Annotated in this window: 26 protein-coding genes and 1 pseudogene; 13 read left to right on the top strand and 14 right to left on the bottom strand. The window is 71.6% G+C overall.

Annotation, left to right across the window (positions count from 1 at the left end; genetic code table 11):
- Positions 1–60: 60 nt before the first annotated feature.
- Genes AC27LF_RS23480 through AC27LF_RS23470 form a run of 3 tightly spaced genes read right to left on the bottom strand, consistent with a single transcriptional unit; the run spans position 61 to position 2,669 of the window.
- Positions 61–1,395 carry a cytochrome P450 family protein gene (locus AC27LF_RS23480; RefSeq protein WP_479658030.1) on the bottom strand — a complete coding sequence of 445 codons (1,335 nt, stop codon included), beginning with the start codon at positions 1,393–1,395 and terminating at the stop codon, positions 61–63.
- 23 nt (positions 1,396–1,418) lie between these two features.
- Positions 1,419–2,189 (bottom strand): SDR family NAD(P)-dependent oxidoreductase, encoded by a 771-nt coding sequence (locus AC27LF_RS23475; protein ID WP_479658031.1) that lies wholly within the window; start codon positions 2,187–2,189, stop codon positions 1,419–1,421.
- A gap of 45 nt (positions 2,190–2,234) precedes the next feature.
- The gene (locus AC27LF_RS23470) at positions 2,235–2,669 is read right to left on the bottom strand and encodes a nuclear transport factor 2 family protein (RefSeq protein ID WP_479658032.1); all 435 of its coding nucleotides are present in this window, start codon (positions 2,667–2,669) and stop codon (positions 2,235–2,237) included.
- 452 nt (positions 2,670–3,121) lie between these two features.
- Here AC27LF_RS23470 and AC27LF_RS23465 point away from each other — a divergent pair, with 452 nt between their 5' ends.
- On the top strand, positions 3,122–3,901 hold the full coding sequence (locus tag AC27LF_RS23465) for a cyclase family protein (RefSeq protein WP_479658033.1): 780 nt from the start codon (positions 3,122–3,124) through the stop codon (positions 3,899–3,901).
- Between the two features lie 73 nt (positions 3,902–3,974).
- Entirely contained in the window at positions 3,975–4,691 is a 717-nt protein-coding gene (locus AC27LF_RS23460; RefSeq protein WP_479658034.1) for a class I SAM-dependent methyltransferase, read from the top strand.
- Positions 4,692–4,703: 12 nt separating this feature from the next.
- Here AC27LF_RS23460 and rfbA read toward each other — a convergent pair whose 3' ends face one another.
- Positions 4,704–5,579, bottom strand: coding sequence for a glucose-1-phosphate thymidylyltransferase RfbA (rfbA, locus tag AC27LF_RS23455; protein WP_479658035.1), 876 nt, complete (start codon positions 5,577–5,579; stop codon positions 4,704–4,706).
- Between the two features lie 202 nt (positions 5,580–5,781).
- On the opposite strand from rfbA, the gene AC27LF_RS23450 reads away from it, so the two are divergent.
- Complete coding sequence (locus AC27LF_RS23450; protein WP_479658036.1) at positions 5,782–6,891, top strand: DegT/DnrJ/EryC1/StrS family aminotransferase; 1,110 nt, start codon at positions 5,782–5,784, stop codon at positions 6,889–6,891.
- A 121-nt stretch (positions 6,892–7,012) separates the two neighbouring features.
- Here AC27LF_RS23450 and AC27LF_RS23445 read toward each other — a convergent pair.
- From AC27LF_RS23445 to AC27LF_RS23415, 7 genes and pseudogenes are all read right to left on the bottom strand, one after another.
- A pseudogene (locus AC27LF_RS23445) lies at positions 7,013–7,141 on the bottom strand (IS30 family transposase); the annotation flags it as partial.
- A gap of 244 nt (positions 7,142–7,385) precedes the next feature.
- Positions 7,386–8,738, bottom strand: coding sequence for an NDP-hexose 2,3-dehydratase family protein (locus AC27LF_RS23440; RefSeq protein WP_479658037.1), 1,353 nt, complete (start codon positions 8,736–8,738; stop codon positions 7,386–7,388).
- Between the two features lie 48 nt (positions 8,739–8,786).
- Entirely contained in the window at positions 8,787–9,683 is an 897-nt protein-coding gene (locus AC27LF_RS23435; RefSeq protein WP_487227805.1) for an NAD-dependent epimerase/dehydratase family protein, read from the bottom strand.
- 38 nt (positions 9,684–9,721) lie between these two features.
- Positions 9,722–10,339 carry a dTDP-4-dehydrorhamnose 3,5-epimerase family protein gene (locus tag AC27LF_RS23430; RefSeq protein ID WP_479658039.1) on the bottom strand — a complete coding sequence of 206 codons (618 nt, stop codon included), beginning with the start codon at positions 10,337–10,339 and terminating at the stop codon, positions 9,722–9,724.
- Complete coding sequence (locus AC27LF_RS23425) at positions 10,340–11,665, bottom strand: activator-dependent family glycosyltransferase (RefSeq protein ID WP_479658040.1); 1,326 nt, start codon at positions 11,663–11,665, stop codon at positions 10,340–10,342.
- Between the two features lie 52 nt (positions 11,666–11,717).
- Positions 11,718–13,070 (bottom strand): SRPBCC family protein, encoded by a 1,353-nt coding sequence (locus tag AC27LF_RS23420; protein ID WP_479658041.1) that lies wholly within the window; start codon positions 13,068–13,070, stop codon positions 11,718–11,720.
- A gap of 47 nt (positions 13,071–13,117) precedes the next feature.
- Positions 13,118–13,903, bottom strand: a complete 786-nt coding sequence (locus AC27LF_RS23415; RefSeq protein WP_479658042.1) for an SDR family NAD(P)-dependent oxidoreductase — start codon at positions 13,901–13,903, stop codon at positions 13,118–13,120.
- A gap of 256 nt (positions 13,904–14,159) precedes the next feature.
- Between AC27LF_RS23415 and AC27LF_RS23410 the strand changes: the two genes are divergently transcribed.
- The 6 genes from AC27LF_RS23410 (at position 14,160) to AC27LF_RS23385 (ending at position 19,535) form a co-directional block, all read left to right on the top strand.
- Positions 14,160–14,543 carry an antibiotic biosynthesis monooxygenase family protein gene (locus tag AC27LF_RS23410; RefSeq protein ID WP_479658043.1) on the top strand — a complete coding sequence of 128 codons (384 nt, stop codon included), beginning with the start codon at positions 14,160–14,162 and terminating at the stop codon, positions 14,541–14,543.
- A complete protein-coding gene (locus tag AC27LF_RS23405; RefSeq protein WP_479658044.1) occupies positions 14,540–15,811 on the top strand; it encodes a beta-ketoacyl-[acyl-carrier-protein] synthase family protein in 1,272 nt (423 codons plus the stop codon). The genes AC27LF_RS23410 and AC27LF_RS23405 overlap by 4 nt, the downstream gene beginning before the upstream one ends.
- A complete protein-coding gene (locus tag AC27LF_RS23400; protein WP_479658045.1) occupies positions 15,808–17,031 on the top strand; it encodes a ketosynthase chain-length factor in 1,224 nt (407 codons plus the stop codon). The genes AC27LF_RS23405 and AC27LF_RS23400 overlap by 4 nt, the downstream gene beginning before the upstream one ends.
- Before the next feature lie 118 nt (positions 17,032–17,149).
- Positions 17,150–17,428: an acyl carrier protein gene (locus AC27LF_RS23395; protein ID WP_479658046.1), complete on the top strand. Its 279-nt coding sequence runs from the start codon at positions 17,150–17,152 to the stop codon at positions 17,426–17,428.
- The gene (locus tag AC27LF_RS23390) at positions 17,425–18,531 is read left to right on the top strand and encodes a ketoacyl-ACP synthase III family protein (protein WP_479658047.1); all 1,107 of its coding nucleotides are present in this window, start codon (positions 17,425–17,427) and stop codon (positions 18,529–18,531) included. The genes AC27LF_RS23395 and AC27LF_RS23390 overlap by 4 nt, the downstream gene beginning before the upstream one ends.
- Positions 18,528–19,535 carry an acyltransferase domain-containing protein gene (locus tag AC27LF_RS23385; RefSeq protein ID WP_479658048.1) on the top strand — a complete coding sequence of 336 codons (1,008 nt, stop codon included), beginning with the start codon at positions 18,528–18,530 and terminating at the stop codon, positions 19,533–19,535. Before AC27LF_RS23390 ends, AC27LF_RS23385 begins: the two co-directional genes overlap by 4 nt.
- Positions 19,536–19,662: 127 nt before the next feature.
- Here the strand turns inward: AC27LF_RS23385 and AC27LF_RS23380 are convergent, their stop codons facing one another.
- Complete coding sequence (locus AC27LF_RS23380) at positions 19,663–20,523, bottom strand: class I SAM-dependent methyltransferase (RefSeq protein ID WP_479658049.1); 861 nt, start codon at positions 20,521–20,523, stop codon at positions 19,663–19,665.
- 201 nt (positions 20,524–20,724) lie between these two features.
- Here AC27LF_RS23380 and AC27LF_RS23375 point away from each other — a divergent pair, with 201 nt between their 5' ends.
- The 4 genes from AC27LF_RS23375 (at position 20,725) to AC27LF_RS23360 (ending at position 24,341) form a co-directional block, all read left to right on the top strand.
- Positions 20,725–21,159 (top strand): ester cyclase, encoded by a 435-nt coding sequence (locus AC27LF_RS23375; protein ID WP_479658050.1) that lies wholly within the window; start codon positions 20,725–20,727, stop codon positions 21,157–21,159.
- A gap of 40 nt (positions 21,160–21,199) precedes the next feature.
- Positions 21,200–22,042 (top strand): AfsR/SARP family transcriptional regulator, encoded by an 843-nt coding sequence (locus AC27LF_RS23370; RefSeq protein WP_479658051.1) that lies wholly within the window; start codon positions 21,200–21,202, stop codon positions 22,040–22,042.
- Between the two features lie 112 nt (positions 22,043–22,154).
- Positions 22,155–22,637, top strand: coding sequence for a nitroreductase family deazaflavin-dependent oxidoreductase (locus tag AC27LF_RS23365; RefSeq protein ID WP_479658052.1), 483 nt, complete (start codon positions 22,155–22,157; stop codon positions 22,635–22,637).
- Between the two features lie 75 nt (positions 22,638–22,712).
- The gene (locus AC27LF_RS23360) at positions 22,713–24,341 is read left to right on the top strand and encodes an FAD-binding oxidoreductase (RefSeq protein ID WP_479658053.1); all 1,629 of its coding nucleotides are present in this window, start codon (positions 22,713–22,715) and stop codon (positions 24,339–24,341) included.
- A 66-nt stretch (positions 24,342–24,407) separates the two neighbouring features.
- On the opposite strand, the gene AC27LF_RS23355 is transcribed toward AC27LF_RS23360, so the two are convergent.
- Positions 24,408–25,136, bottom strand: coding sequence for a class I SAM-dependent DNA methyltransferase (locus AC27LF_RS23355; protein ID WP_479658054.1), 729 nt, complete (start codon positions 25,134–25,136; stop codon positions 24,408–24,410).
- A 16-nt stretch (positions 25,137–25,152) separates the two neighbouring features.
- Entirely contained in the window at positions 25,153–26,010 is an 858-nt protein-coding gene (locus AC27LF_RS23350) for an NAD(P)H-binding protein (RefSeq protein WP_479658055.1), read from the bottom strand.
- Between the last annotated feature and the right edge of the window lie 151 nt (positions 26,011–26,161).

Raw genomic sequence — 26,161 nt, 5'->3', positions numbered from 1 at the left:
GGTCCTTTCTCAGCGGCTCTGGGGAAACTCCGGCCGCGGTACACCGGACGCGGCGCACCGTCACGCGGAACCGAGGGAGAACCGCAGCACTCCGCCCAGGACGGGGGACCGCATCCGCCGCTGGACGCCGTCGGCCGGTGCCAGCCGGGGGTGGCGCTCCCGCAGGGTGCGTACGGCGGTCTCGGCGTGGAGCCGGGCGAACGCCCCGAAGAGGGAGGTGTGCGGGCCGGACAGCGACAACTGCCCCTGTCCCGCGGGCCGGGTGAGGTCGAAGTGGTCCGGGGCCAGGAACACCCGGGGATCCCGGTTGGCCGCGCCGACATGCACGACGACCTGGGCGCCGGCGGGGACGTCCTGGCCGGCGAGCACGAGGTCTTCGCCGGCGATCCGGCTCTCCAGCCGCACCGGCGGCGCGTGGCGCAGCGTCTCCTCCACGGCTCCGGCCGCGAGGTCGGGGCTCTCGCCCAGCAGCGCCCACTGCCTGGGGTGGGCGAGCAGCGCCTCCACGGCGTTGTTGATGAGCCCGGCGGTGAGAGCGACGCCCACCGTGGCGGCCAGCACACCGACCGCGAGGGCGTCCTCGGCGGGAGAGCCGGCGCGCAGCACCGTGCTGAGCAGATCGTCACCCGGCTCGGCCCGCCGCGCCGCGACGAGATCGCCGACGAGGGCGCGGACGTCCTCGATCGCCTCGGTGAGCCGGCGGGTGACCGCGAGCGGCTGCGGGCAGAGCGCCGCGTCGAGCGCGACCTCCAGGGCCGGGCACGCGCGGGCGAACCGGTCGCGCTGCGCCTCCGGTACACCGAGCAGGGCCGCGGCGGCCTCGGTGGCCACCGGGCGGGAGTAGTCCGCCATGAGGTCGAAGGAGGCACCGAGTCCGTCGGCGGTCTCCTGGTGCAGGCGTTCGGCGCTCTTGCGGTGGCCGTCCGCCGCGGCCGCGCCCAGGGCCGGGGCCGCCGCCCGCTCCCAGCGCGCGTGGTCGGCGCCCGGCGCGTGGAGAAAGGCCCGGTCCAGCGGGATGATGTGGCACAACAGCGGATTGCTCCAGGCGTCCGAGAAGACGTGCCGCTGGAGGCCCGGCAGATCGGCGTGCCGCAGGCTCAGCCGCGGATCGGCCAGCGCCTCGGCGGCCACAGCGTGCCGGCCGGTGACCCAGGCTCCGGCGGTGCTCTGCCACAGCGGTGTCTCCGCTTCCCGGATGCGGTGGGCCAGCGCCACCGGGTCGTCGCTCTCCGCGCGCAGCGTCAGGGCGTACGGATCGCCGCTGGTTCCGTAGATCCAGTGGAAGCCGCGGGCGGTCAGGAGATGACGGCCGAGTTCGCTGTCGGTCTGCTGGATCCCCTCGGCCGCCACGGGGGCCTCGGCGGTGGTCGTCTCGTCGGTCTCCGTGTGGGTCACGGCAGTCTCCTTCGGGGCGTGGTTCAGGTCAGGGACAGACCGCCGTCGACCGGGAGCACCGCTCCGGTCGCGTAGGCGGCTCGCGGGTCGGTGAGCTGGACGGCCCACCAGGCGATGTCCTCGGGGCGGCCGACCCGGCCGGCCGGGACGCGCGCGGCGATCTGCTGGAGGAAGCCCGCGTAGGACTCCTGTGACATGCCGGACCGTTCACCGATACCGGTGTCGATCACGCCCGGCGCCAGGCCGAGGACGCGGATGCCGCGGGGCGCGAGTTCCACGGCCCAGGTCCGGGTGAGGAAGTCGAGCCCGGCCTTGGCGGCGCCGTAGACCCCGTTCTCCGGCCAGGCACGGCGGCCCAGTGCGCCGGCCGAGCCGATGTTCAGCACCGTTCCGCCGCCGTCGGCCGCGAGAGCGTCCAGGGTCTGCCGGGTGAGCAGCAGCGGGGCCAACAGGTTGCTGTCGAGCTGGTCGCGGGCGGCCTCCCGCTTGGTCTCCGCGAGAGCGGCGAATCCGCCGGTGGCCGCGTTGTTGACCAGCACGTCGATCCGGCCGAACGAGTCCAGCGCCGCGTCGGTCACGGCGCGGGGGGTGTCCGGATCGGTGAGGTCGGCCGCGAGGACGCTGATCCGGGGGTGCCCCTCGGCGGTCGCGGCCAGGGTGGTGGGCGTACGGCCCACGACGAGTACCCGGTCGCCGCGGTCGGCGAAGGCGCGGGCCGTGGCCCGCCCGATGCCGGTCCCCCCGCCGGTGACGATCACGCCGCGGGGCGCTGTCGTGTCCTGTGTCGCGCTCATGCCCGGGACCGTAGGACGGGCCGCTCGATTCGCGGTCGACTCCCGCTACGGCCGGTCGTCACGGGTCACCACCCTTTCCCTGACCAGGAGTTCGCCGGCCTCGCGCACCAGCACGTCCCGGCAGGTGCACATCAGGTGCAGCCGGGCGGGGCCGCCCCGTGGCACGGCGACGATCGAGACCTGGCTCTCGGCGGTCAGCGAGCCGTCGTCCGCGGGGGTGACGGTGAGCATGCCGACCCAGTGGCGGTGCGTCTCGCCGGCGGCCGCGAGACCCGCGGCGGCCTTGCGGGCGCCCTCGGAGAGAGCCGGGCGGCCGCGCACCGGTTCCGGGAGTGAGGGCGGCGCGAAGGAGCCGTCCTCGGTGAAGGTGCCGGCCCAGAACTCGGCCTCGCCCGAGTCCAGGAGCCGCATCTGCCGCGCGTAGAAGTGCTGTACCTCGGCGTAGACGTCCGCCGGTGCCGTCGGGGCCTGTGCTGCCATGCCGTGTCCCTTCCGCCGTCGCTGTGGGCCGGGGCGGGTGCGTTCCCGGGTTCCCGTGAGGTCACGACGGTGGCAGCGGCCCCTCCAGGATCGGTCGAGCCGGGATCGGTCGAGCCGGGATCGGCCGAGCCAAGCGCTCCGCTGGACATGCCGCGCTGTGCCGGCGGTCGTCTGCGGCACCGTCGTGGCCGGTCGCTCCCGCACGTTCTCGGCTTCGCTCGAACTAGGGGCCGCCCAGCGCGGCGGAGCCGCAGACAACCGACGGCACAGCGACCCTTCGGGGCGCTGTCGAACCGCAGCGGACTTCACTGGACCTGCTCGGGTCGGTCGAGCGCGGGGCGGCGGTCGCGGGGCGGGCGGTCGCGGGCCGCGTCGAGCCAGGCTCCAACGCTTCTCTAGCCGCGCTGGTGAGCATGGGCTGGCTCGCAGGAATCCATCGCCGGGAGGCTCGTGTGCGCATCATCGACCTGTCCTCACCCGTGGACGGGGCGGGTTTTGAACCCGATCCCGTGGTGCACGATGTCCTCGGCCCGAAAGAGGCCGCCACGCACATGAGCGAGGAGATGCGTGACCACTTCGGGATCGAGTTCGATCCGGCGGAGCTGCCGGAGGGCGAGTTCCTCTCGCTCGACCGCCTCCGGCTGACGACCCACACCGGGACGCACGTCGACGCGCCCTCGCACTACGGCACGCGCGCCTCCTACCGGGACGGTCCGCCGCGGCACATCGACGAGATGCCGCTCGACTGGTTCTTCCGGCCGGCGGTGGTGCTCGACCTGAGCGACCAGGGCACGGGCGCGGTCGGCGCCGAGGTGGTGCAGCGGGAGCTGGACCGGGTCGGCCACACCCTCTCGCCCATGGACATCGTGCTGCTGAGGACCGGCGCCGACGCGTGGTCGGGGACGCAGAAGTACTTCACGGACTTCACCGGGCTCGACGGGTCCGCCGTGCATCTGCTGCTGGACCGGGGAGTCCGGGTGATCGGCACCGACGCGTTCAGCCTGGACGCGCCGTTCGGCGACATCATCACCCGCTACCGGGAGACCGGTGACCGCTCGGTGCTGTGGCCCGCCCACATGATCGGGCGGGACCGGGAGTACTGCCAGGTCGAACGGCTCGCCGGGCTCGACCGGTTGCCGGCCCCGCACGGATTCCGGGTCGCGTGCTTCCCGGTGCGGATCGCCGGGGCGGGCGCCGGCTGGACGAGGGCGGTGGCGCTGCTCGACGAGTGACCCGGCGAGTGCGGAGCACACGACGGCCCGGCGGACGCCACGCCCACCAGGGCGGCAACGGGAGGAGACACACATGTACGGCAGGGAACTCGCGGACGTGTACGAGGCCATCTACCGCAGCCGGGGCAAGGACTGGGGGGAGGAAGCGGCGGACGTCTCCCGGCTCATCGCCGAACGCCGCCCGGGAGCCGACTCACTGCTCGACGTCGCCTGCGGCACGGGCGCCCATCTCAGCGTGTTCAGCACGCGGTTCGAGGTCGCCGAGGGGCTGGAGATCGCGGAGCCGATGCGCCGGCTCGCCGAGCAGCGGCTGCCCGGCGTCACGGTGCACGCGGGCGATATGCGCGACTTCGCCCTCGGCCGCAGGTACGCGGCGGTGACCTGCATGTTCTGCGCCATCGGCTATCTGGGCACGGTGGCCGACCTGCGGGCCGCCATCGCGTCGATGGCCGGCCATCTGGAGCCCGGCGGCGTCCTGGTCGTCGAACCCTGGTGGTTCCCCGAGAACTTCATCGAGGGCTATGTCGCGGGTGACCTGGCCCGTGAGGAGCACCGCACCATCGCGCGGATCTCGCACACCACCCGCAAGGGCCGGGCCACCCGCATGGAGGTCCGCTTCACCGTGGGGGACGCCGCCGGTATCCAGCAGTTCACCGAGATCGACGTACTGACCCTGTTCACCAAGGAGGAGTACATCTCCGCGTTCACCGACGCGGGCTGCTCCGTGGAATTCCTGGAGGACGGTCCCACCGGTCGTGGTCTTTTCGTCGGCGTCCGCGCATCGGGTTGACGGACGACAGCGTCAGGACGACATTTCGCGGGCCACCGACATCACATAGCGGCCGTAATCCGACTGCGACATCTTCTCGCCGAGCCGGTGGCAGCTTTCCGCGTCGATGAATCCCATGCGCAGGGCGACCTCCTCGACGCAGGCGATCCGCACGCCCTGCCTTTCTTCGAGCGTCCGCACATACTGGGTGGCCTGGAGCAGGGATTCCGGAGTTCCGGCGTCCAGCCAGGCGAAACCGCGACCGAGGTCGACCAGACGGGCTCGGCCGCGCTCCAGGTAATTCCGGTTGACATCGGTGATCTCCAGTTCTCCGCGCGCCGATGGGCGGAGGTTCTTGGCGATGTCCACCACGTCGTTGTCGTACAGGTAGAGCCCGGTGATGGCGAGGTCGGAGCGGGGCCGGACCGGCTTCTCCTCCAGGGAGACGAGGCGTCCCGACGCGTCGGTCTCGCCCACCCCGTAGCGCTCCGGGTCCTCCACGGGATAACCGAACAGCACACAGCCCTGTACGTCCCGGACAGTGCTCTGGAGCAGGTCGTAGAAGTGGTAGCCGTGGAAGATGTTGTCCCCCAGGACCAGGGCCACGTCGTCGTCGCCCACATGGTCGGCGCCGATGACGAAGGCTTCGGCCAGCCCGGCCGGCCGGTTCTGCACCGCGTAGTCGATCCGGACGCCGAGCTGGGAGCCGTCGCCCAGGAGCCTGCGGAACGGTTCCAGGTCGCGCTCGGTGCAGATGAGCAGGATCTCCCTGATGTCCGCGAGCATCAGCACCGAGAGCGGATAGTAGATCATCGGTTTGTCGCCGACCGGGAGAAGCTGCTTCGAAACGGAGACGGTTATGGGATGGAGCCTTGTTCCCGAACCGCCGGCGAGAATAATCCCCTTCATGGATATATCCCTGTCCTCGATTTCTGCTCATGCTAACGGCGGGATTCACGCGAGAGCAAGTAAGTGCAGTATCTGGTCCAGGGATATTCGAGCGGAAATAGAGGAAAATCAAGGGTTGTGGACAGGCTCGCCAATATGATGTGCTGCGAGGGGATGGTGACGCCCTGCGGCACGGCATCAGCAATGGGAGGGAAGCGAATTAATGACCACTCTCGTATGGGACTACCGGCAGGAATACGAGAACGAACGCGCCGATATTCTGGACGCGGTGGAGGCGGTCTTCAGCTCCGGCCGGCTCGTCCTCGGTGACAGTGTCCGCGGCTTCGAGCAGGAGTTCGCCGGGTATCACGGCGTGCGGCACTGCGTCGGCGTCGACAACGGCACCAACGCCATCAAGCTGGCCCTCCAGGCGCTCGGCGTCGGCCCCGGGGACGAGGTCGTCACCGTGTCCAACACCGCGGCCCCCACCGTGGTCGCGATCGACGCGGTGGGCGCCACCCCGGTGTTCGTCGACATCCACCCGGACAGCTACCTCATGGACACCGAGCAGGTGGCGTCCGTCCTCACCCCGCGCACCCGGTGCCTGCTCCCCGTCCACCTCTACGGACAGTGCGTCGACCTGGCCCCGCTGGAGCGGCTGGCCGCCGAGCACGGCCTGCTCCTCGTCGAGGACTGCGCCCAGGCCCACGGCGCCCGCCGCGAAGGCCGGCTCGCCGGCACCACGGGCGACGCCTCCGCCTTCTCCTTCTACCCGACGAAGGTGCTCGGCGCGTACGGCGACGGCGGCGCCGTGCTGACCTCCCGGGACGACGCCCACCGCGCGTTGCGCCGGCTGCGCTACTACGGCATGGAGGAGCGCTACTACGTCGTCGGCACCCCGGGCCACAACGCCCGGCTCGACGAGGTGCAGGCCGAGATCCTGCGGCGCAAGCTGCGCCGGCTCGACACCTACGTCCAGGGGCGGCAGGCCGTCGCCCGCCGCTACGAGGAGGGGCTTGGCGACACCGACCTGGTGCTGCCGTGGACCGCTCCCGGCAACGAGCACGTGTACTACGTCTACACGGTGCGCCACCCCCGGCGCGACGACATCATGAAGGCCCTCAAGGCGTACGACATCGAGCTCAACATCAGCTATCCCTGGCCGGTGCACACGATGTCCGGGTTCGCCCACCTCGGCTGCCCCACGGGCTCGCTGCCCGTGACCGAGGAACTGGCCGGCCAGATCTTCTCGCTGCCCATGTACCCGGCCCTCGCCCCGGACGTCCAGGACAAGGTGATCAGCGCGGTGCGTGACGTGCTGGACAGCCTCTGATCCCGTGCGGGGGGGCGCGTCGGCACACCGCGGGCCCGGCCCGTCACACCCCCACGCACCGAAACCCGACGGAGAGGGCGCCTTCCAGGGGCCGCTGCACCACGGATGGCGTCGACCGGACCGCGCGCAGTTCATACAGACGCTCGGCTGGGGTCTCCCAGCCGAGCGTGCTGCGTGGGCGGCCGTCGAGTCCGGCGGCGACAGCGTCCGGATGTTCGCGGGTGTGGACGGACAGGCCGGTGCACTTGGGGCCCGTCGCCCAGTCTCGGCGGCGATCGTCCGGGCCATGGCCTTCTCCCGCCACCGGTCGGCGATGTGGATCCGCTCGTTCGCGCGGGTACCTGGACGGACCGGAAGGCGGCACCACCGTGTGGGCCGGTGGTGTCGCCCTCTGCCTGTGGCCGGCGCGGTCCGGCACGCTGCTTCGTTGCTCCAGCCCTGCCGCATGAGCCGGCCGCTCACGCATCGGTCGCCGGAGCGGAAGGCGACCGTGGTCAGGCGGCCGAACGGGACGCCTCCAGGCTGCGCAGGCACGCCACCAGGCTCCGGGCCTGCACATTGAGGTAGTGGCTGTGCCGGAGAAGCCGGGTGAGCTGGTCCATGGTCAGCCAGCGGTAGTCGGGGTGGCCGGGGTCCTCGGGGACATCGCTGTCCACGATCAGATAGCGGTTGCGGGCATGGAAGAAACGGCCGCCCTCCTCGGAGAGCACGGCCTCGAAACGGATACGGTCGGGGCCGGCGGCCAGCACCTCGTCGAGATGACGGGGCCGGGCGGCGGGCGGCAGCCAGCGGTAGCTATCCGGGATGCACTGCACGGTCGGCGCCAGCTCCACGACGTCCGCGTAACCCGGCTCGGTGCGGGCGTGCAGCAGCACATGCGGCACCCCGTCGATCTCCCGTGACAGGAAGGCGACGACCCCCGTGCCGCGCGGCTCGATCATCGGCTGGCGCCAGGTGCCGACCTCGCGCCCCGCGGCCGTCACGGACACCCCGATGACATCGAAGAAGCCGCCGCTCTCGTGTGAGTACCCCATCTCGGTGTGCCGCCACTCGTCCAACGTATTAAGGGCGATCCGCTCGGTGCGCACGGTGGCCAGCGAGCGGGCCCCGTTGATCCAGCTCAGCACGTCGGTCATCCGGTGCAGCGCGCCGTCCGTCCGGGAGCTGTGCGGCAGACACGCCAGCACGGTCCTCAGGTCCATGTTGATGACGTCGTCGCGCGACAGCAGCCGGTACAACTGCCCCAGCGTGAACCAGCGGAAGCCGTCGAGGACGTCCACCTCGGCGGTCGTCTCCACCACCATGTTGCGGTTGCGCTTGCGGTAGAACCAGGCGCCCTGCTCCGACTGCCGGACGTCCGCGACCACCCGGTGCCCTGACGTGTCCCGGAAGTAGTCCAGATACGGCACGGGCTTGCCCTTGTGGACGCCGGTGTAGTTGCTGCGGGTCGCCTGCACGGTGGGGGACAGTTGAAGGCCCCGGGGGTTGCCCGGTTCCGCCTTGGCCTGGATCAGGAAGTGCGGAACCCCGTCGAACTCCTTGATCAGAACGCCCAGGATGCCGACCTCGGGCTGGTCGATGATGGGCTGGACCCATGAGTGCACCGCGCCGGCCGGATCGTGCACCCGCAGACCGTGGATCGTGAAGAACTTGCCGCTGCGATGCCACAGATCACCGGTTACCGGAGTCTGGTACCACTGGTCGAGGGCGGCCAGCGGTACCCGCTCGGCCGTCGTGTAGCTTCGCTCCCCGAACTCGGCGAACCAGTCGTCGAATCCGGCGGGATCGGTCAGCGGGCTCTCCACGGCCGCGGCCGACCTGGCGATACGGGCCGTCACATCGGCCATCTGAACTCCTCGTCATGGATGGGGGCGGACACGGTGGTGCGGGGTGGTTCAGTCGGCGGGCGTCTCCCACGTCGCCCGCATCGCCTCGGCGAGCCCGATCCGCGGCTTCCAGCCGAGCAGTTCGCCCGCCAGCCGGATGTCCGCGAGGGTCCAGCCGCCGCCCTTGCTGGCGACCGGCCCGTCCTCGACCCTCAGCGCCCTGGGCGGCAGCCCCGCGGCGGCGACCAGCAGATCCACCAGCTCCCGCATCGCGGCGGCCTCCCCGCGGCCGATATTGACCACCCGCCCGGTGGCCGGTGACCCCACGGCGAGGACCACGGCCTCGGCGAGATCGCGCACATCGATGAAGTCCCGTCGCGCGTCCGCGACCCGCAGCGTCACCGGGGCGCTCACGGACGCGGCCCGCAGCCTGTCGACGACCGCCCCGAGGAAACTGGCCCGGGTGGTGCGGGGCCCGCACACGTTCACCGCGCGCAGCACCAGCCCGTCGAACCGGCCGGCCCGGGCGCCGTCGAGCACCAGCTCGGAGCCGGCCAGCTTGGTCCTGGCGTACATCGTGGTCGGCCGGGGCTCAAGGTCCTCGCCGATGGAGCGGGGCTCGGGCACCGGCCCGTACTCGTGGATGGAGCCCACATGGACCAGCCGCGGCCGCTGCGTCATCTGCGTGAGGGCCCTCAACAGCCGGTCGACCAGGGTGATGTGCGCGTACCGCATCTCCTCCTCGGTCGTGCCCCAGCCGCCCGTCACATTGACCACCGCGCTCACCCGGTGCCGAGTGAACAACCGCGCCAGCTCGGCCGGCGCGGCCGCCGCCACGTCCAGGCCGGCGAAGACATGGCCCGCCACCGAGGGACCGCCCCGCCGGGCGACGGCGAGCACCCTGTGCCCCTCGCGCGCCAGCGCGGCGCTCACACAGCGGCCGACACAGCCGCTGGCCCCGAGCACTGCGATCCGGGACCCCGGGGCCGCCGGCCGGCCACCGGTCAGGGCCGCCACAGTGCGGCCTCGATCCGGAGGCACTTGTCGTACTCGGGCAGGCCGCCCTCCGCGTGCACCTGCGCGAGCGGCGGCGCGGCCGTGTCCCGCGCGGACAGCAGGGGCTCCACGTCCTCGGGGATCGGCAGGCCGAGCGCGGGGTCGAGCGGGGACAGGGACAGCTCGTGCTGCGCCTCGTAACTCCCGGAGAGCATGTACGACATCACCGTGTCGTCCTCCAGGGCGATGAACGCGTGCCCGACCCCGACCGGAAAGTACATGGCGCCGAAGCCCTCGGGGTCCAGCACGGAGGAGTCCCAGCGGCCGAAGGTGGGCGAGCCGACCCGGATGTCCACCACGATGTCGATGGCACGGCCCCGCGCGCAGTACACGTACTTGGCCACGCCCGGCGGGGTGACGGTGTAGTGGATGCCCCGGACCGTGCCGCGCCGTGACTTGCTGTGGTTGGACTGCGCGACGGGGAAGAGCGGATGCCCCAGGGCCTCCACGAACGCCGGCTCCTGGTACGGCGAGGTGAACAGACCACGGTGGTCCTCGAAGACGGGCGGGGTGAAGGTGTACGCGCCCCGGACGGCGAGTTCGCGGAACTTCACGGCGGAGGCCATCTACCGCTCCCCTCGGACGGCGCTGCCGCGGGAGTCCCGGGCCCCGCGGTGTTCCGCGACGAGCTTCTCCAGCAGCGGAACGATGTCGTTGGGGCTCGGTGTCCCCACCATCTCCCGGCGGATCCGCGCGCAGTTCTCCGCGAACGACGGCTCCTCCAGCAGACGCAGCACATGGTCGCGCAGGTCCTGGGCGGTGTAGTGGTCGACGTCGTGCAGGTACAGGCCCGCGCCGAACTTCTCCAGCTGCTTCGCCTTGTGGATCGTGTCCCAGACCATGTCGGGCACGATCAACTGCGGGACACCGTGGGCCAGCGCGGTCTGGAAGGTGCCGGAGCCACCGTGGTGCACGACCGCGGAGCAGGTCGGCAGCAGCGCGTTCAGCGGCACGAAGTCGACGGCCCTGACGTTGTCCGGCAGTTCCGTCCCGGCGAGCTGCTTGGCGTTGAGGGTGGCGACCACCTCGACGTCCAACCCCGCCAGCGCCTGGACCAGCTCGCCGACCGAGGCACGGTCGCCGTCCAGCACCTCACGGTGGGCCACCCCCAGCGTCAGACAGACACGGGGCTTCTTCGGCGGCTCGTGCAGCCAGTCCGGTATGACGGCCTGCCCGTTGTAGGGGATGTAGCGCAGCGGGACGAACGGCTGCCTCACCTGGAACCGCATCGACGGCGGCACCGGGTCGATGGTCCACTGACCGACCGCGACCTCCTCCTCGAACTCCGCGCCATAGCGGCCCAGCGTCCAGGTCAGCCACTCGCGCAGCGGATCGTCCCGCTGTTCCGGCAGCCGCTCCGCCTGGAGGTCCAGGAAGGTCTCGCGCATCCGCCCCAGCAGATCCAGCCCGAACAGCAGCCGGGCGTGGGCGGCGCCGGTCACCCGCGCTGCCACCGGGCCCGCGAAGGACAGCGTGTCCCAGACGACCAGGTCGGGCTGCCATTCGCGGCTGAACGCGACCAGGTCGTCGATCATGCGCTCCGGGCAGGAGTTCTGGAAGGCCATCGCCGTCATCGAGGTGAACACACCGAGGACGTGGTCCCAGGTCAGCATCTCGGGACGGGTCTCGGTCATGTCCATCCCGGCTTCCGCCTGGCTCTCCATGATCTCGGCGTCGTCGCCCAGGCCCTCGCTGACCCGCTGCATCTGCTCCTCCAGGAGCAGCGGCTCACCGACACAGACGGCGGTCAGCCCGGTATGGGTGATGTCCTCCGCGAGATCCGGCTGGCTGGCGATCCGGACCTCGTGGCCGGCGGTCTGCAGCGCCCAGGCCAGCGGAACCTGGGCATGCATATGGGATTTCGCGGCGAACGTGGTGAACAGGACCTTCATCGATCTCCCTTTTCGCGAGTGGTGGTGCCGGCGCTGTCCGGGGCGGCGGGGCTCACTGCCCGTCGTGGCCGACGTACCGGTAGCGCACCAGCCAGCCGTCCCCGTCGGCGACGAGGACGTCCTGGCACGACGTGCTCAGCCGGATCATGGGAGCGGAGCCCGTCGAGGTCGACACGACCAGGGCGTCGTAGCCCGTGCGCACCGAACCGTCCGGGAACCGCCAGGCAGCCGGCAGGCCCAGCCAGTGCCGGCGCACCGTGCCGGCCGGCGCCGCGGGCCGTTCCCGCACGGCCGCGGCGATCGCCGCCCGGCCGCGCACCGGCTCGGTGAACGTGCTCTGGTCGAAGGCCCCGTCCTCGGTGAAGGTGTCCGCCCAGGCATCCCCCTCGCCCGCGTCGAGGAGCCGCATCTGCCGTGCGTAGAACTGCTGGACGGAGGCGTACTCGGCGGGCGACACCGGTTTCGTACGGGCCCGCCGCTCCGCGTACTCCTTCGCGTGCCGCATGGTGATCGTGCTGTTGCCACCGAGCACGTCCCGGATGAAGGCGCGGGCGTCGGCGGTGGTAGCGGAGGCGCCGAGGACCTTGGTGACGGCCGCGGTGTTGACGACCACGGTGTGCCGGGAGACGGCCACGCAGCCGGACGGGATCTCCCGTACCTTCCACTCCCCGGTGTGCACGGACATCAGGGCCGGTGTCTGCGACTGCTTGTATGTGATCCGCCCGTCCGGCAGGCAGATCCGCACCGAGGCCGTGGTGTGCGTCGAACCGTCGGGGGTGCGGGTGTCCATCTCCAGGTGCTGGACGTCGGGCGTGTCCTCCTTCAGCAGCACCCGTGCGACATGCGGCAACCGCTCCTGCCACAGCCCCGCGTCGCGCAGGAAGTCCCGCACCTCCTGGGCTGGGGCGTCGATCCGCACCGAGTCCTCGAAGGTGTACGGCGCTTCGTCGGTGCCGGTGCGCAGGGCGGCGGACTCCAGCGCGGCCAGCTCGGCCCGGCTGTTGCGCTCGATGGCCTCCAGGATCCAGCCGACGTTGCGCTCCAGGTCGCCGACGGCCCGGAAGTCGTGCAGCAGCCGGACCCGGCTGCCGCCGTCGGGCAGCGCCTCGATGATCCACTCCCCGCCCATCGCGGCGACGGGATCCTGGGAGACCTCCTGGCGGAACCGGATCCGCAGCCCCGCCCGGTCCAGGGTGCGCCGCGAGGTCCAGGACTTGACCTCGCCGTTGGCGGTGGCCCAGATGCGCAGCCGCTCCTCGTCGCCGGACCGCTCCAGGCACTCCACGTGCAGACTCGGCGGAAAGACGTGCGGCCAGTCCTCCGCCCGCTCCACCAGGCCGAAGACGGCCTCGGGCGCGGCGGCCACCGTGATCGTGTGCTCGGTCGTGTGCACCTCGTACGCCATGCTGATCCCCTCTGTCTGCCCGCGGCCGCGCACGCCCGGGTCCGCTGTCAGTAGTTGCCGAGCCCGCCGCAGACGTTCATCGCCTGGGCGGTGATCGACGCGGCCGTGGCGGAGAGCAGATAGCCGACGAGCCCGGCGACCTCGTCCGGCGTGGAGTAGCGGCCGAGGGGAATCTTCGCCTCGAACCGCTTCAGCACCTCGTCCTCGGTGATGTCCCAGGCGTCGGCGTACCCCTGGCGCACCCGCTCGGCCATCGGTGTCTCGACATAGCCCGGGCAGACGGCGTTGACGGTGATGCCCGTCTTCGCCAGCTCCAGGCCCAGGGCCTTGGTGAAGCCGACCACGCCGTGTTTCGACGCCGAGTACGGCGCTCCCAGTGCCACGCCCTGCTTGCCGCCCGTCGAGGCGATGTTGACGATCCGTCCGGCGCCGCGCTCCAGCATGCCGCCGGTCGTCAGCACCTCACGGGTCATCCGGAAGACGCTGTTGAGGTTGGTCTCGATCACGTCGAGCCACAGCTCGTCGGGGATCTGCGCGGTGTGGCCGCCGCCGCTGCGGCCGGCGTTGTTCACCAGCGCGTCGACGGGGCCGAACCGGTCCCTGGCCTCCTGGACGAAGGCACGCACCCGCTCGCTGTCGCGCACGTCGCAGGCGGCGCCGTCGACGTCGAGACCCGCCTCGCGCAACTCCTTGACGGTGTGGGCGACACGGTCGCCGTCGCGGGCGCAGAGGAAGACCCGCGCACCGCCTTCGGCCAGGCTGCGGGCCACGGCGAGACCGATTCCGCTGGTCGCACCGGTGACGACGGCGACGCGTTCTGCTGCTGGCGACATGAAGGCTCCTCAGCGGTCCCTGCGGTGGGCTGTCGGACGACTGCGAGGGTGTCAGCGGCCGCTCGAAATGCGCTCGACCCCGGGCCCGGTCCGGGCTCCAGCGGCCTTCCACTCGCCTGCGAGACCGGACACGCAGCGTGGAACGACACGAACGACCGCACGATGTCAAGCGAGGCCGGGTTACCCGAACGAGCCAGACAGAGACCCGGCGACACCGGATAAATTCGGGCAAATCCCGGCAATCAGGAGGCCATTGATGACGCATCAGGAGCCGGATGCCAACGAGCCCGGCGCCGTGACCTTCGTGAACACCTTCACCGTGCACGCCGAACCCGAGGTGTTCGAGAGGGAGTTCACGCGGACGTCCGAGTTCATGGCACGTCAGCCGGGCTTCGTCCGACACACGCTCTGCCGGCACACCGAGCGGCCCGGCCAGTACGTCAATGTCGCCGAGTGGCAGGACGTCGCCTCGTTCCGCGCGGCCGTCTCGCACCCCGACTTCAAGCCGCACGCCGGTGCGCTGCGTGCCCTGAGCGAGAGCCGGCCGGAACTGTACCGGGCCCGGCTGCGCCGCGACGGCGACTCGGCGCCTGAGGTCCTTGGGCCCGACGGGACGGCCGACGCCAAGGAGGACATATGACGGCCCGCCGGGTGGTCGTCACCGGACTGGGAGTGGTCGCGCCGGGGGGTATCGGCACCAAGGCTTTCTGGGAACGCATCGTCTCCGGGGTCTCCGCGACCAGGACCATCACGGCCTTCGACCCGTCGCCCTTCCGCTCCCGGATGGCCGCCGAATGCGACTTCGACGGGGCCCGCTCGGGACTGTCGGCCCGCGACACCGCGCGGCTGGACCGCGCCACCCAGTTCGCCCTGGTCGCCACCCGCGAGGCACTGGCCGACAGCGGCGTGGAGATCGACGACGGCAACGCGCACCGGACCGGCGTCAGCCTCGGCTCCGCCGTGGGCTGCACCCAGAAACTGGAGGAGGAGTACGTCGCGCGCAGCGGCGGCGGGCAGCAGTGGCTCGTCGACCACGCGGGGGGCACCCCGTACCTGTACGACTACTTCGTGCCCAGCTCGATGGCTGCGGAAGTGGCCTGGGAGGCCGGCGCTGAGGGGCCCGCCGCGCTCATCTCGGCGGGCTGCACCTCCGGCCTCGATTCCCTGGGCCACGCCGTTGAACTCATCAGGGAGGGCAGCGCCGACATCATGATCGCGGGGGGCAGCGACGCTCCCATCGCGCCGATCACCGTGGCCTGCTTCGACGCGATCAAGGCGACCTCGCCGCGCAACGACACCCCGGGCCATGCCTCGCGGCCCTTCGACCGGACCCGCAGCGGCTTCGTCCTCGGCGAGGGCGCCGCCGTGCTCGTCCTGGAGGAACGGGAGTCCGCCCTGCGGCGCGGGGCGGACGTCTACGCCGAGATCGCCGGCTTCGCCGCGCGCGCCAACGCCCACCACATGACCGGACTGCGCCCCGACGGACTGGAGATGGCCGCCGCCATCACCGGCGCGCTCGATGACGCCCGGATCGACCGCGAGTCCGTCGGCTACGTCAACGCGCACGGCACGGCCACCCGGCAGAACGACATCCACGAGACGGCCGCGATCAAGCACAGCCTGGGCGAGCACGCCCACCGGGTCCCGGTCAGCTCCATCAAGGCGGTCATCGGCCACTCGCTCGGCGCCGTCGGCTCCATCGAGGCCGCCGCCTCCGCCCTGGTGATCCGGCACGGTGTGCTGCCCCCCACCGCGGGACTGTACGAGCCGGACCCCCAACTCGACCTCGACTACGTGCCGTTGACTGCGCGCGACCAGCGCACCGACACCGTGCTGACGGTGGGCAGCGGCTTCGGCGGCTTCCAGAGCGCGATGGTGCTCACCGCCACGGAAGGGAGGCGCCCATGACCGCCACGGCCGTGGTCACCGGAGTCGGCGTGCTCGCGCCCAACGGGATCGGCGCGCGGGAGTACTGGTCGGCGACCCTGCGCGGCGAGAGCGGCATCGGCCGCATCACCCACTTCGACCCCGCACGCTATCCCTCCCGGCTGGCCGGCGAGGTCACCGGGTTCTTGGCGCGTGACCACATCCCCAGCCGTCTCGTCCCGCAGACCGACCGCACCACACAGTTCGCGCTGGCGGGCTCCGACTGGGCGCTCGCGGACTCCGGGCTGACCGCCGACAGCCTGCCCGCGGACGAGCGCGGGGTGGTCACCGCCAGCGCCTCCGGCGGGTTCGAGTTCGGCCAGCGCGAACTGGGCCACCTGTGGGGCAAGGACCCGAAGCACGTCAGCGCGTACATGTCCTTCGCCTGGTTCTACGCGGTCAACTCGGGCCAGATCTCCATCCGGCACGATCTGCGCGGCCCCACCGGAGTGATCGTCACCGACCAGGCGGGCGGCCTCGACGCGGTCGCCCAGGCCCGGCGCCGGATCCGCGGGGGCACCCCGCTCATGCTGACGGGCGGCATGGACGCCTCGCTGTGTCCGTACGGACTCGCCGCACAGATCTCCGCCGGGATCCTCAGCGGGAGCGAGGACCCGACCCGCGGCTATCTGCCCTTCGACGCCGCGGCCGACGGCCATGTGCCCGGCGAGGGCGGAGCGATCCTGACCCTGGAGGACGCGCGGCGGGCCCGGGAGCGCGGGGCCCGCAGCTACGGCGAGATCAGCGGATACGCCGCCACCTTCGACCCCCGCCCCGGCTCGGGCCGCCCCGCCAACCTGGAGCGGGCCGTCCGCGGCGCGCTGGCCGACGCCGGTCTGCGTCCCGACGACATCGCCTTCGTCCTCGCGGACGGGGCCGGCGAACCGGAGTCCGACCGTATCGAGGCACAGGCCCTGACCGCGGTCTTCGGGCCCGAGGGCGTGCCGGTCGCGGTCCCCAAGACCATGACGGGACGCCTCTACTCGGGTGCCGCACCGCTCGACCTCGTCACGGCCCTGTTCGCCCTGCGGGACGGCGTCGTCCCGCCGACCGTCCACGTCGACCGACCGGCGACGGACTACGCCATCGACCTCGTGACCGGCGCCCCCCGGCCCGTCGGCGGAGACGCCGCGCTCGTACTGGCCCGGGGACGCGGGGGGTTCAACAGCGCGATGGTCGTACGCCGCCCGTCGGCGGCCTGAGGCCCGCCCCGGGCCGTCACGGTCGCCATCCGTCCGATCCACCACCCGTCAGCCCGTCCGGCCGCACCGCACGCGGCCGGCCCCACCGCGGCCCACGGGGTCGCACCTTGGAGATGCCATGTCCGCTTTCACCCTGGAAGACCTGTTCCGGATCATGCGTGAGTGCGCAGGCGAGGAAGAGGCCGTCGACCTGTCGAGCGCCGCCGCGCGGCAGGAGTTCTCCGCGCTCGGCTACGACTCGCTGGCCCTCATGGAGGCGATCAGCAGGGTGGAGCGCGGCTTCGGGGTCGAGCTGCCCGAGGACACGCTCGGTGAGGCGCTGACCCCGGCGGCGTTCGTCGACACCGTCAACGCCGCACTCGCCGAGCGCACGCCCGCGGTGGAGGCCGCGGGATGACCGAGGCGGGCCTGGGCGCGCGGGGCGCTCCCGTCGTGGCGGCCCAGCAGCCGGACCTCCGGATCGCCGGGTGCGCGGCCTGGCTGCCGCCCCGTACCCCCGTCGCGGACGCCGTCGCGGCCGGACGGTGCGACGAGGCCCTGGCCACGACCACCGGCATGGTGTCGGTGGCCGTGGCGCAGGACGAGCCGGCACCGGAGATGGCGGCCCGCGCCGCCCGCACCGCCCTCGGGCGCTCCGGCTCCGACGAGGTGTCGCTGATCCTGCACGCCAGCTTCTTCTACCAGGGGCACGACCTGTGGGCGCCCGCCTCGTACGTCCAGCGCACCGCCGTCGGCAACCAGTGCCCCGCGATCGAGGTCGGTCAGGTCTCCAACGGCGGCATGGCCGCGCTCGGGCTCGCCCTCGACCATCTGCGGGCCGGCCCGGCGGCCGGTGAGGCGGACCGGCGCGTGCTGGTGACGACGGGTGACGCCTTCCGCCCGCCCGGGTTCGACCGCTGGCGCAGCGACTCGGGCACCTTCTACGGGGACGGAGGCACCGCCCTCGTCCTGTCCGCGCGGGAGGGCTTCGCCCGGATCCGGGGCCTGGCCACCGTGTCCGTACCGCAGCTGGAGGGGATGCACCGGGGTGACGATCCCTTCGGCAGCGCCCCGTTCAGCCACCGGCCGGTCGTCGACCTGGACGCCTGCAAGAAGGACTTCCTGGCCGCCCACCGGGTGACCGAGGTGATCGCGGCGAGCGGGGCCGCGCAGGACGCCGCCGTCGAGCGGGCCCTTGCCGCGGCCGGGGTCATGCTCGCCGACGTCGACCGCTTCGTCCTTCCCCACCTGGGCCGCAAGCGGCTGCGGGCGGGGTACCTCGCGCGCTTCGGGATCGCGGAGGAGCGCACCACCTGGGAGTGGAGCCGAGGGATCGGGCACCTCGGCGCCGGTGACCAGATCGCCGGGTTCGACCATCTGGCCGGCTCGGGGAGCCTGGGCGCCGGGGACCTGGTCGTGCTGATGGGCGTGGGCGCGGGGTTCACCTACTCCTGCGCGGTCGTCGAAATGCTGGAACGGCCCGCCTGGGCGGGTACGGCGCAGGCGGGAGGCGTTGTATGAGCGCTGTCGCAGGGCCGCTGCCTGTCGCTCTGTTGCTGCCGGGTCAGGGTTCTCAGCATCCGCGGATGGCGGCGGGGCTCTACGGGCGCGAGCCGGTGTTCACCGCGGCGATGGACGAGTTCTTCGACGCGGCGGGCCCCGAGGGCGGTCCGCTCCGCGAGGACTGGCTGGCCGACCGGCCCGCCACGGACATGGACCACGTCACCCGCTCGCAGCCGCTGCTCTTCGCCGTGGACCACGCGCTGGGCAGGCTGCTGCTGAGCCGGCGTGTGCGCCCGGCGGCCCTGCTGGGGCACAGCATCGGGGAGTTGGCCTCGGCGACCCTGGCCGGGGTGTTCGGCCCGCGGGACGCGGCCGGCCTGGTCCTCGACCGGGTGCGACGGCTGGCCGAGGCCCCGCCCGGCGGCATGCTCGCGGTCGCCGCGTCCACGGCGGAGGTGACGCCGTATCTGAGCGGGGACGTCGTGATCGGCGCGGTCAACGCCCCGCGCCAGACCGTGCTGGCCGGCCCCGACGGCCCGCTGGACAAGGTCGACCGCACGCTGCGCGAGGCCGGCTTCACCTGCCGTCGGGTGCCGTCGCTCAGTGCCTTCCACAGCCCGGTGCTCGAACCCGCCTGCCGGGGCGCGGCCGAACGCTTCGCCGCGGTGGACCGGAACGCCCCGTCGGTGCCGGTCCACTCCGCCTACACCGCCGCTCCGTTGACCGGGTCCGACATCGACGACCCTTCCTTCTGGGCGCGTCAGCCGGTGGCTCCGGTGCTCTTCTGGCCCGCGCTGGAAGGACTGCTGGCGACCGGCGACCATCTGCTGGTGGAGGTGGGGCCGGGGCAGGGCCTGTCCCAGCTGGCCCGCCGGCACCCGGCCGTCCGGCGCGGGACCAGTGCGGTGGTGTCGCTGCTCCCGGCCAGGCCGGGCCCACCGGAGGCGGACCGGGCCGCACTGGAGGCCGCGATGGCCCGCATGGCGGCGGCGGGCCACCCGACCGCCCGCACGACCGGCTGACCGCACACGACCGACGCCCCGCCCCCGTGGACACAGCGGGGCGGGGCGTCGGTCGGTCGCGGCTGGGCGGCACGGGCACAACGAGCCGCGCCAGGGCTGCCGGGCCCGTACGGACCCGGTCGCGCCGTCAGGTGCGTACGGTCGCGGTGACGTAGCGCACGGGCGTGTCGATCGCGAGCGGCCCGTTTCCGTCCCGCATCGCGTCGAGCGAGGTGATCAGCCGGTCCCGAAGCTGCCGGCGCTTGTCGTCCGAGAGATGGTTCCACAGCAGGCGCATGCCCTGCGTGTGGGACCAGTCCACCCACGCCAGGCCCGACTCGGCCACCAGACGGACGTTCTCGTCGACGACCGACACCTCCTGGAAGCCGGCCTTCTCCAGGGTGCGGGTGAGGTCGGCCGGGTCGGCGAGCCAGCTGTTGAAGCGCTGCTGAAGCCGCTCGGGCCGCCACTGCGGCGGCAGGTCGAGCAGGAGTTCACGCGGGATCAGCTCGGTGAACACCGGGGGCAGGAAGGGGAAGGTGTCGTCGCTGAACACCGGGCTGGTGAAGGCGAGCCGCCCGCCGGGCGAGAGCAGCGGCGCGTAACGCGCGAGGGCCGCGGGCGCGTCGGGCAGGAAGATGACGCTGTAGCTGCCCAGGACCACGTCGAAGGAGCGCGGTGCGAAGTCCGGGTGCTCCCCGTCCATCACCCGCAGTTCCACCGTGGTGGCGCCGCGCAGCGACGCCTCCTTCGCGGCTTCCTCGATCATCGCCTCGGCGACGTCGATGCCCACCACACGGCCGTCCGGCCCCACGCGTTCGGCCGCCGGGAAGACACAGGCACCCCGGCCGCAGCCGACGTCGAGGACCCGCTCGCCTCGCCCGGGGGCCGCGCGTTCCACCAGACGCCGGCCCATCGGAGTGAAGAACTCCACGCCGAGCCGGTCGTAGGACGCCGCAGCGGTGTTGAAGGCGGCCGCCACTTCGGATTTGTATGTGGACGTGTCCACTGACCCTCCCGCTCTCTCGGTGGACCCACCACCTTTCCGGCCCTGTCTCGGGCATGGATGGAGGGGCCTTGGAGCGCCACTGGAATGCGGCTGGACAAAACGCAAAGAAGTCCGTGGGGGGCCTGTCGGCCCTTGCTCCCGATGGTGTCGTCTCCTAAGAATTGATCCCGTCACGTACCGCACCGATTCGGGAGGGAAAACGTGAGCGACCAGATAGCGACCGCTCGGCGCCTGGTGGAGGCGTACAACACCGGGAAAACCGACGATGTGGCCGAGTACATCCATCCGGAATACATGAATCCGGGAACTCTGGAATTCACCTCGCTGCGCGGTCCTGAGCTTTTCGCGATCAATGTCGCATGGGTCAAGAAGACCTTCTCCGAGGAGGCCCGCCTGGAAGAGGTGGGCATGGAGGAGAACGGCGACTGGGTGCGCGCCCGGCTGGTGCTCTACGGGCGGCACGTCGGTGAGATGGTCGGCATGGCGCCCACCGGGCGGCTGTTCTCCGGTGAGCAGATCCACCTCCTCCACTTCGTCGACGGAAAGATCCACCACCACCGCGACTGGCCCGACTACCAGGGCACCTACCGCCAGCTCGGTGAGCCGTGGCCGGAGAAGGAGCACCGCCGCCCGTGACAGCGGATTCCTGGACGCCGGGAGAGCAGGGGGAAGCGCGATGGAATTCGGTGTGCTGGGGCCGCTGTACGTGCGGGTGAACGGGGAGACGACCGCTCCGAGCGCCCCGAAACTGCGCAACGTACTGGCGATGCTGCTCGTCCACACGGGGCAGGTGGTGCCCGTGCCGTCACTGGTGCGGGACCTGTGGGACGACGATCCACCCGTCAGCGGACTGACCACCCTTCAGACGTACATCCTGAATCTGCGCAAGATGTTCGCCGCGATCACTGGGCTGACCACGGACGAGGTGGCCCGCGAGGTCCTGGTGACCCGGGCGGGCGGCTATCTGCTGGCCGCCGAGGCGGGAGCGCTCGACCTCCACCGCTACCGCAGCCTGGCGGCCGCCGGCCGTGAGGCCCTGGTACGCGGCGACGACGCGGCCGGGGTGCGGGACCTGAACGAGGCGCTGCTGCTGTGGCGGGGCCCCGCGCTGGTGGACGTGCCGGCGGGGCGGGTGCTGGAGAGCAGGCGCCGGCAGCTGGAGGAGTCCCGGCTCGCCGCCTTCGAGTACCTGATCGACGTGGAGCTGCGGCTCGGTATGTACCGCGAGGTGCTGGCCGAACTGGCGGCCCTCACGGTGGAGAACCCGCTGCACGAGGGCCTGCACGGCCAGTACATGTGGGCCCTCCATCTCAGCGGGCGCAGGGCCCAGGCGCTTCAGGTCTTCCACCGGCTGCGCGGGGCGCTGGTCGCGGGGCTCGGTCTGGAGCCGGGGCCACAGGTACAACGGCTGCACCAGGCGGTCCTGAACGCGGACACCGACTTCGAGCCCCGTTTCGCCGTCGGCCGGGCCCCGGTCGCCGTGCCGGCCACCGCGTTCGGCGGGGGGCGTCCCTACTGACTCCTGGTGCAGGAGCCGACCCCTGGTGACGGGGCGGTATTCACATGTGATTGCGTCGCCGGGCGCGGCGTCGCTAGGGTGGCTAGACAAATTTGACTAGCTCGGAGGGGTCATGCCGGAACAACAGGACGGGTCGGAACAGCGGGACCAGCCGGAACAGCGGGACGAGACGCCCATCGACAGTCCGACGGGCTGGGTCGCGGCGCACATCCGCCGCTACGACAGCAGCGGCGGCAAGGAGGGGCAGAAGTGGTACGGCCTCGACACGTTACTCCTCACCACCCGCGGCCGGAAATCGGGAAAGCTGCGCCGCACCGCGGTGATATTCGGCCGCGACGGTGAGAACGTCATCGTGGTCGGCTCGAACGGCGGAAAGCCCGAGCATCCGCTCTGGTATCTCAATCTGGTCGCCTCGCCCGAGGCCCATGTCCAGATCGGCGAGGAGCACCTGGATGTGCGCGCCCGCACCGCGAACGCCGAGGAGAAGCCGGATCTCTGGAAGCTCATGACGGGGATCTTCCCGCAGTACAAGAGTTACCAGAAGAAGACCACCAGGGAAATCCCCGTGGTGATCCTGGAGCCGGTGAAGAAGTAACCGCCGCTGGCCGAATGTTCAGAGTAATTGCATGGCGGAGAAACGTCATGGCAGGGAAACGGAAGGGTGTTTGTGTTGAACGAATTCACGCGCCGCGGATTCCTCGGCACCGCGGCAGCGGTCGGCGGGGCCACCGTGGTGGGCACGGCCGGACCGGGCGTCGCGACCGCCGAGGCGGCCGTCCCGGAAGCGGCGGAAGGCGGCGCGTGCGGCGCCCCGACCGGACTCGTCCAGGTGGACCGGACGGACCGGCGCTACCGGGACCTGGTCAGCCGGGGCTTCAACGGACGGTTTCGCGGCAACCCCGACGCCGTGTACGTCGTGCACACCGTGGACCAGGTCGTCGACGCGGTCAACCGGGCCCTGGCCGCGGGCCGGCGGATCGCCGTGCGCAGCGGCGGCCACTGCTTCGAGGGCTTCGTGGACGACCCCGCCGTCCAGGCCGTCATCGACATGTCCGAGATGAGAAAGATCTGCTACGACCCCGCCAAGCGGGCGTTCGCCGTGGAGCCCGGCGCCACCCTCGGGGAGACGTACCGCAGCCTGTATCTCAACTGGGGCGTCACCATCCCGGCCGGCGTCTGCCCCCAGGTGGGCGTCGGCGGCCATGTCCTCGGCGGTGGCTACGGCCCGCTCTCCCGCCGCGACGGAGTGGTGGCCGACCACCTCTACGCGGTGGAGGTCGTCGTCGTGGACGCCTCGGGCCGGGCCCGCAAGGTCGTGGCTACGAGTGCCGCGGGCGACCCCAACCGTGAGCTGTGGTGGGCCCACACCGGGGGAGGGGGCGGCAACTTCGGGATCGTCACCCGGTACTGGTTCCGCACCCCCGGGGCCACCGGCAACGATCCGTCGGCCCTGCTGCCCAAGGCCCCCGAGTCCACGCTGCGCCATCTCGTGACCTGGGACTGGTCCGCCCTCACCGAGAAGGCGTTCACCAGGATCATCGACAACCACGGGGCCTGGCACCAGCGCAACAGCGTCGCCGGCACCCCGTACGCCAGTCTGCACAGCGTCTTCTACCTCAACAGCCGGGCCGCGGGACAAATCCTGCTGGACGTTCAGATCGACGGCGGCCTCGACGGCGCCGAGGGCCTGCTGAACGACTTCGTGGCCGCGATCAACGAGGGCACGGGTGTCGAGCCCGCCGTCCAGCGGAGCACGGAGCCGTGGCTGCGTGCCACGCTGGCCGACAAGTTCGACACCGGTGGCTTCGACCGGACCAAGTCCAAGGGCGCCTATCTGCGCAAGCCGTGGACCGCCGCCCAGGCCGCCACCCTCTACCGCTATCTGAGCGCCGACTCCCAGGTGTGGGGCGAGGTCTCGCTCTACTCCTACGGCGCGAAGGTCAACTCCGTGCCGGAGACGGCCACCGCCACCGCACAGCGCGACTCCATCATCAAGGTGTGGATGTCCGCGACCTGGATGGACCCCGCGCAGGACGACGCCAACCTCGCCTGGATCCGGGAGATCTACCGCGACGTCTTCGCCACCACCGGCGGTGTCCCGGTGCCCGACGACCGCACCGAGGGCACCTTCATCAACTACCCCGACATCGATCTGACCGACCCGCGGTGGAACACCTCCGGAGTGCCCTGGTACACCCTCTACTACAAGGGGAACTACCCGCGCCTGCAGAAGGTCAAGGCCCGCTGGGACCCCAGGAACGTCTTCCGGCACGCCCTGTCCGTACGACTGCCCGACTGACAGTGAGGATTGGCCGTGGCATCGCCAGGGAGGTCTGACTCGGCGACGCGAGGAGGGCGGGCGCGCTCAGTGCGGCCCGCCCTCGGGCCGGTCCGCGAGGAACAGGCCGCGGCCCGACTGGATCCCCTCGACATAGGTGACCCGCAGGCCGGCACGGGTGAAGGCGTCCTCGTACTCGGCCCGTGTGAAGAGGGTCAGGGCGTGCTTCTCCGCGAAGTGCCGTACTCCGCTGCCGGGTTCGGCCACCACGTAGTGCACGATCATGTGCGAGGTGTGCCCCTCGCGCTCCGTGTACGAGACGCGGGTCATCGTCCGCCGTCCCACGGTCACCGTGTCCCCGCTCACATGGCGCTCGAAGGATGTCTCCAGGAACCACCACGGGTCGACCGCCACGACCCCGCCCGGCGCGAGGTGCTCCGAGAACGACCTTAGTGTCGCGGTGAGTTCGGCGGTGTCCCGCAGATAGGCGATCGAGCCGAACATACAGGTGATCACGTCGTAGGAGCGCCCCAGGGAGAGATCGCGCATGTCGCCGCCGTGCAGGACGGCGGCGGGCACCGCGGTGCGGGCCATCGTCAGCATGGCGTCGGACAGCTCCAGCCCTTCGACCTTGTCGAAGAGTTCGGCGAAGTGCCGCAGATGGGCGCCGGTGCCGCAGGCGACGTCCAGCAATGAGGCCGCCCGCGGATTGCGGGCCCGGACGAGCCCCGCGACGGTGGCGGCCTCCGCCCGGTAGTCCTTGCCGCGCGACTCGTGCAGCAACTCGTAGATCTCGGCCATCCCGGGTCCGTACATGGCGAATTCCCCTCCCTCAGCCGGCACTGTCGGAACGGTCGGCGCGGAAACGGTGGGCGTGCTCCGCGGCCCAGCTCGCGAACGTGCGCGCCTCCCGGCCCGTGACCTTCCGCACCGCGTCGGTCACCGGGCCGGGGCTGACCACGGACTCGGCGAGGTAGTCGAGCAGCATCTCGACGACCGGGGGCGGCATGACCTGGCTCATCGCCTCGCGCCCGGCCGCACGGCTCAGCTCCTCGAAGCGGATCTCCCGGCCGATCGCCTCCGCCAGGGTGCGGACCTGCTCGATCTGCGTCAGTGCCTGCGGCCCCGTCACCAGGTACTGCGCGCCCGCGTGACCGTCCTCCAGCAGCGCGGCCACCGCCACGGCCGCGATGTCGGCCTCGTGGACGATCGCCCGGGCGGCCCTGCCGTACGGTGCGCGCACCACGCTCTCGGTACGGATGGATTCCCCCCACTTCCACAGGACGTTGCCGGCGAACTCGTCGGGGCGTACGAAGGTCCAGTCCGCCCCGCTGTCCTCGACGGCCCGCTCGACCGTCCGGTGGTGCTGGTGGCTGGGATTGCTCTCGTCCTCAAGCACCGAGCTGGACGACAGGACGACGATGTGCCGGACCCCCGCCTTCCGGGCCAGCGCAGCGACCTCGTGGGCGGTCCCGGGCACCGGGAAGAGATACATCCGGTCGATCCCGTCCAGCGCGGCCGGCAGGGTGCGCGGCTGCTCCAGGTCGCCCTGGACGACCTCGACACCGGCCGGCAGCGCGGCGGTCCCGGGGTTCCGGGTGAGCGCCCGCACATGATGCCCCCGGGCCAGCACGCCCTTTGTGACATGGCGGCCGACCTTGCCCGTGGCACCGGTCAACAGGATGTCCAAAGCCCCTCCTCGGCGAACGAAGCGGTGCTCCCCGGCACTCGGCCGAAGAGGCGATTCCAGGACGCCAAGGCTGTCGCGCCGGGCTAGAGGACCCCGTGAGCCCCGATGGATCCGGGGGCCCCGCCCCGCTCCAGGAGGACTGGAGCGATCC

This window comes from Streptomyces diversicolor (assembly GCF_057537855.1).
This window is presented reverse-complemented; position numbering and strand designations above follow the sequence as displayed.

Bases quoted from the DNA above. Each gene is read 5' to 3' on its own strand.
- AC27LF_RS23475 (WP_479658031.1), bottom strand. From the start codon at position 2,189: ATGAGCGCGACACAGGACACGACAGCGCCCCGCGGCGTGATCGTCACC.
- AC27LF_RS23470 (WP_479658032.1), bottom strand. From the start codon at position 2,669: ATGGCAGCACAGGCCCCGACGGCACCGGCGGACGTCTACGCCGAGGTA.
- AC27LF_RS23460 (WP_479658034.1), top strand. From the start codon at position 3,975: ATGTACGGCAGGGAACTCGCGGACGTGTACGAGGCCATCTACCGCAGC.
- rfbA (WP_479658035.1), bottom strand. From the start codon at position 5,579: ATGAAGGGGATTATTCTCGCCGGCGGTTCGGGAACAAGGCTCCATCCC.
- AC27LF_RS23450 (WP_479658036.1), top strand. From the start codon at position 5,782: ATGACCACTCTCGTATGGGACTACCGGCAGGAATACGAGAACGAACGC.
- AC27LF_RS23440 (WP_479658037.1), bottom strand. From the start codon at position 8,738: ATGGCCGATGTGACGGCCCGTATCGCCAGGTCGGCCGCGGCCGTGGAG.
- AC27LF_RS23430 (WP_479658039.1), bottom strand. From the start codon at position 10,339: ATGGCCTCCGCCGTGAAGTTCCGCGAACTCGCCGTCCGGGGCGCGTAC.
- AC27LF_RS23425 (WP_479658040.1), bottom strand. From the start codon at position 11,665: ATGAAGGTCCTGTTCACCACGTTCGCCGCGAAATCCCATATGCATGCC.
- AC27LF_RS23420 (WP_479658041.1), bottom strand. From the start codon at position 13,070: ATGGCGTACGAGGTGCACACGACCGAGCACACGATCACGGTGGCCGCC.
- AC27LF_RS23415 (WP_479658042.1), bottom strand. From the start codon at position 13,903: ATGTCGCCAGCAGCAGAACGCGTCGCCGTCGTCACCGGTGCGACCAGC.
- AC27LF_RS23410 (WP_479658043.1), top strand. From the start codon at position 14,160: ATGACGCATCAGGAGCCGGATGCCAACGAGCCCGGCGCCGTGACCTTC.
- AC27LF_RS23405 (WP_479658044.1), top strand. From the start codon at position 14,540: ATGACGGCCCGCCGGGTGGTCGTCACCGGACTGGGAGTGGTCGCGCCG.
- AC27LF_RS23400 (WP_479658045.1), top strand. From the start codon at position 15,808: ATGACCGCCACGGCCGTGGTCACCGGAGTCGGCGTGCTCGCGCCCAAC.
- AC27LF_RS23395 (WP_479658046.1), top strand. From the start codon at position 17,150: ATGTCCGCTTTCACCCTGGAAGACCTGTTCCGGATCATGCGTGAGTGC.
- AC27LF_RS23390 (WP_479658047.1), top strand. From the start codon at position 17,425: ATGACCGAGGCGGGCCTGGGCGCGCGGGGCGCTCCCGTCGTGGCGGCC.
- AC27LF_RS23385 (WP_479658048.1), top strand. From the start codon at position 18,528: ATGAGCGCTGTCGCAGGGCCGCTGCCTGTCGCTCTGTTGCTGCCGGGT.
- AC27LF_RS23370 (WP_479658051.1), top strand. From the start codon at position 21,200: ATGGAATTCGGTGTGCTGGGGCCGCTGTACGTGCGGGTGAACGGGGAG.
- AC27LF_RS23365 (WP_479658052.1), top strand. From the start codon at position 22,155: ATGCCGGAACAACAGGACGGGTCGGAACAGCGGGACCAGCCGGAACAG.
- AC27LF_RS23355 (WP_479658054.1), bottom strand. From the start codon at position 25,136: ATGTACGGACCCGGGATGGCCGAGATCTACGAGTTGCTGCACGAGTCG.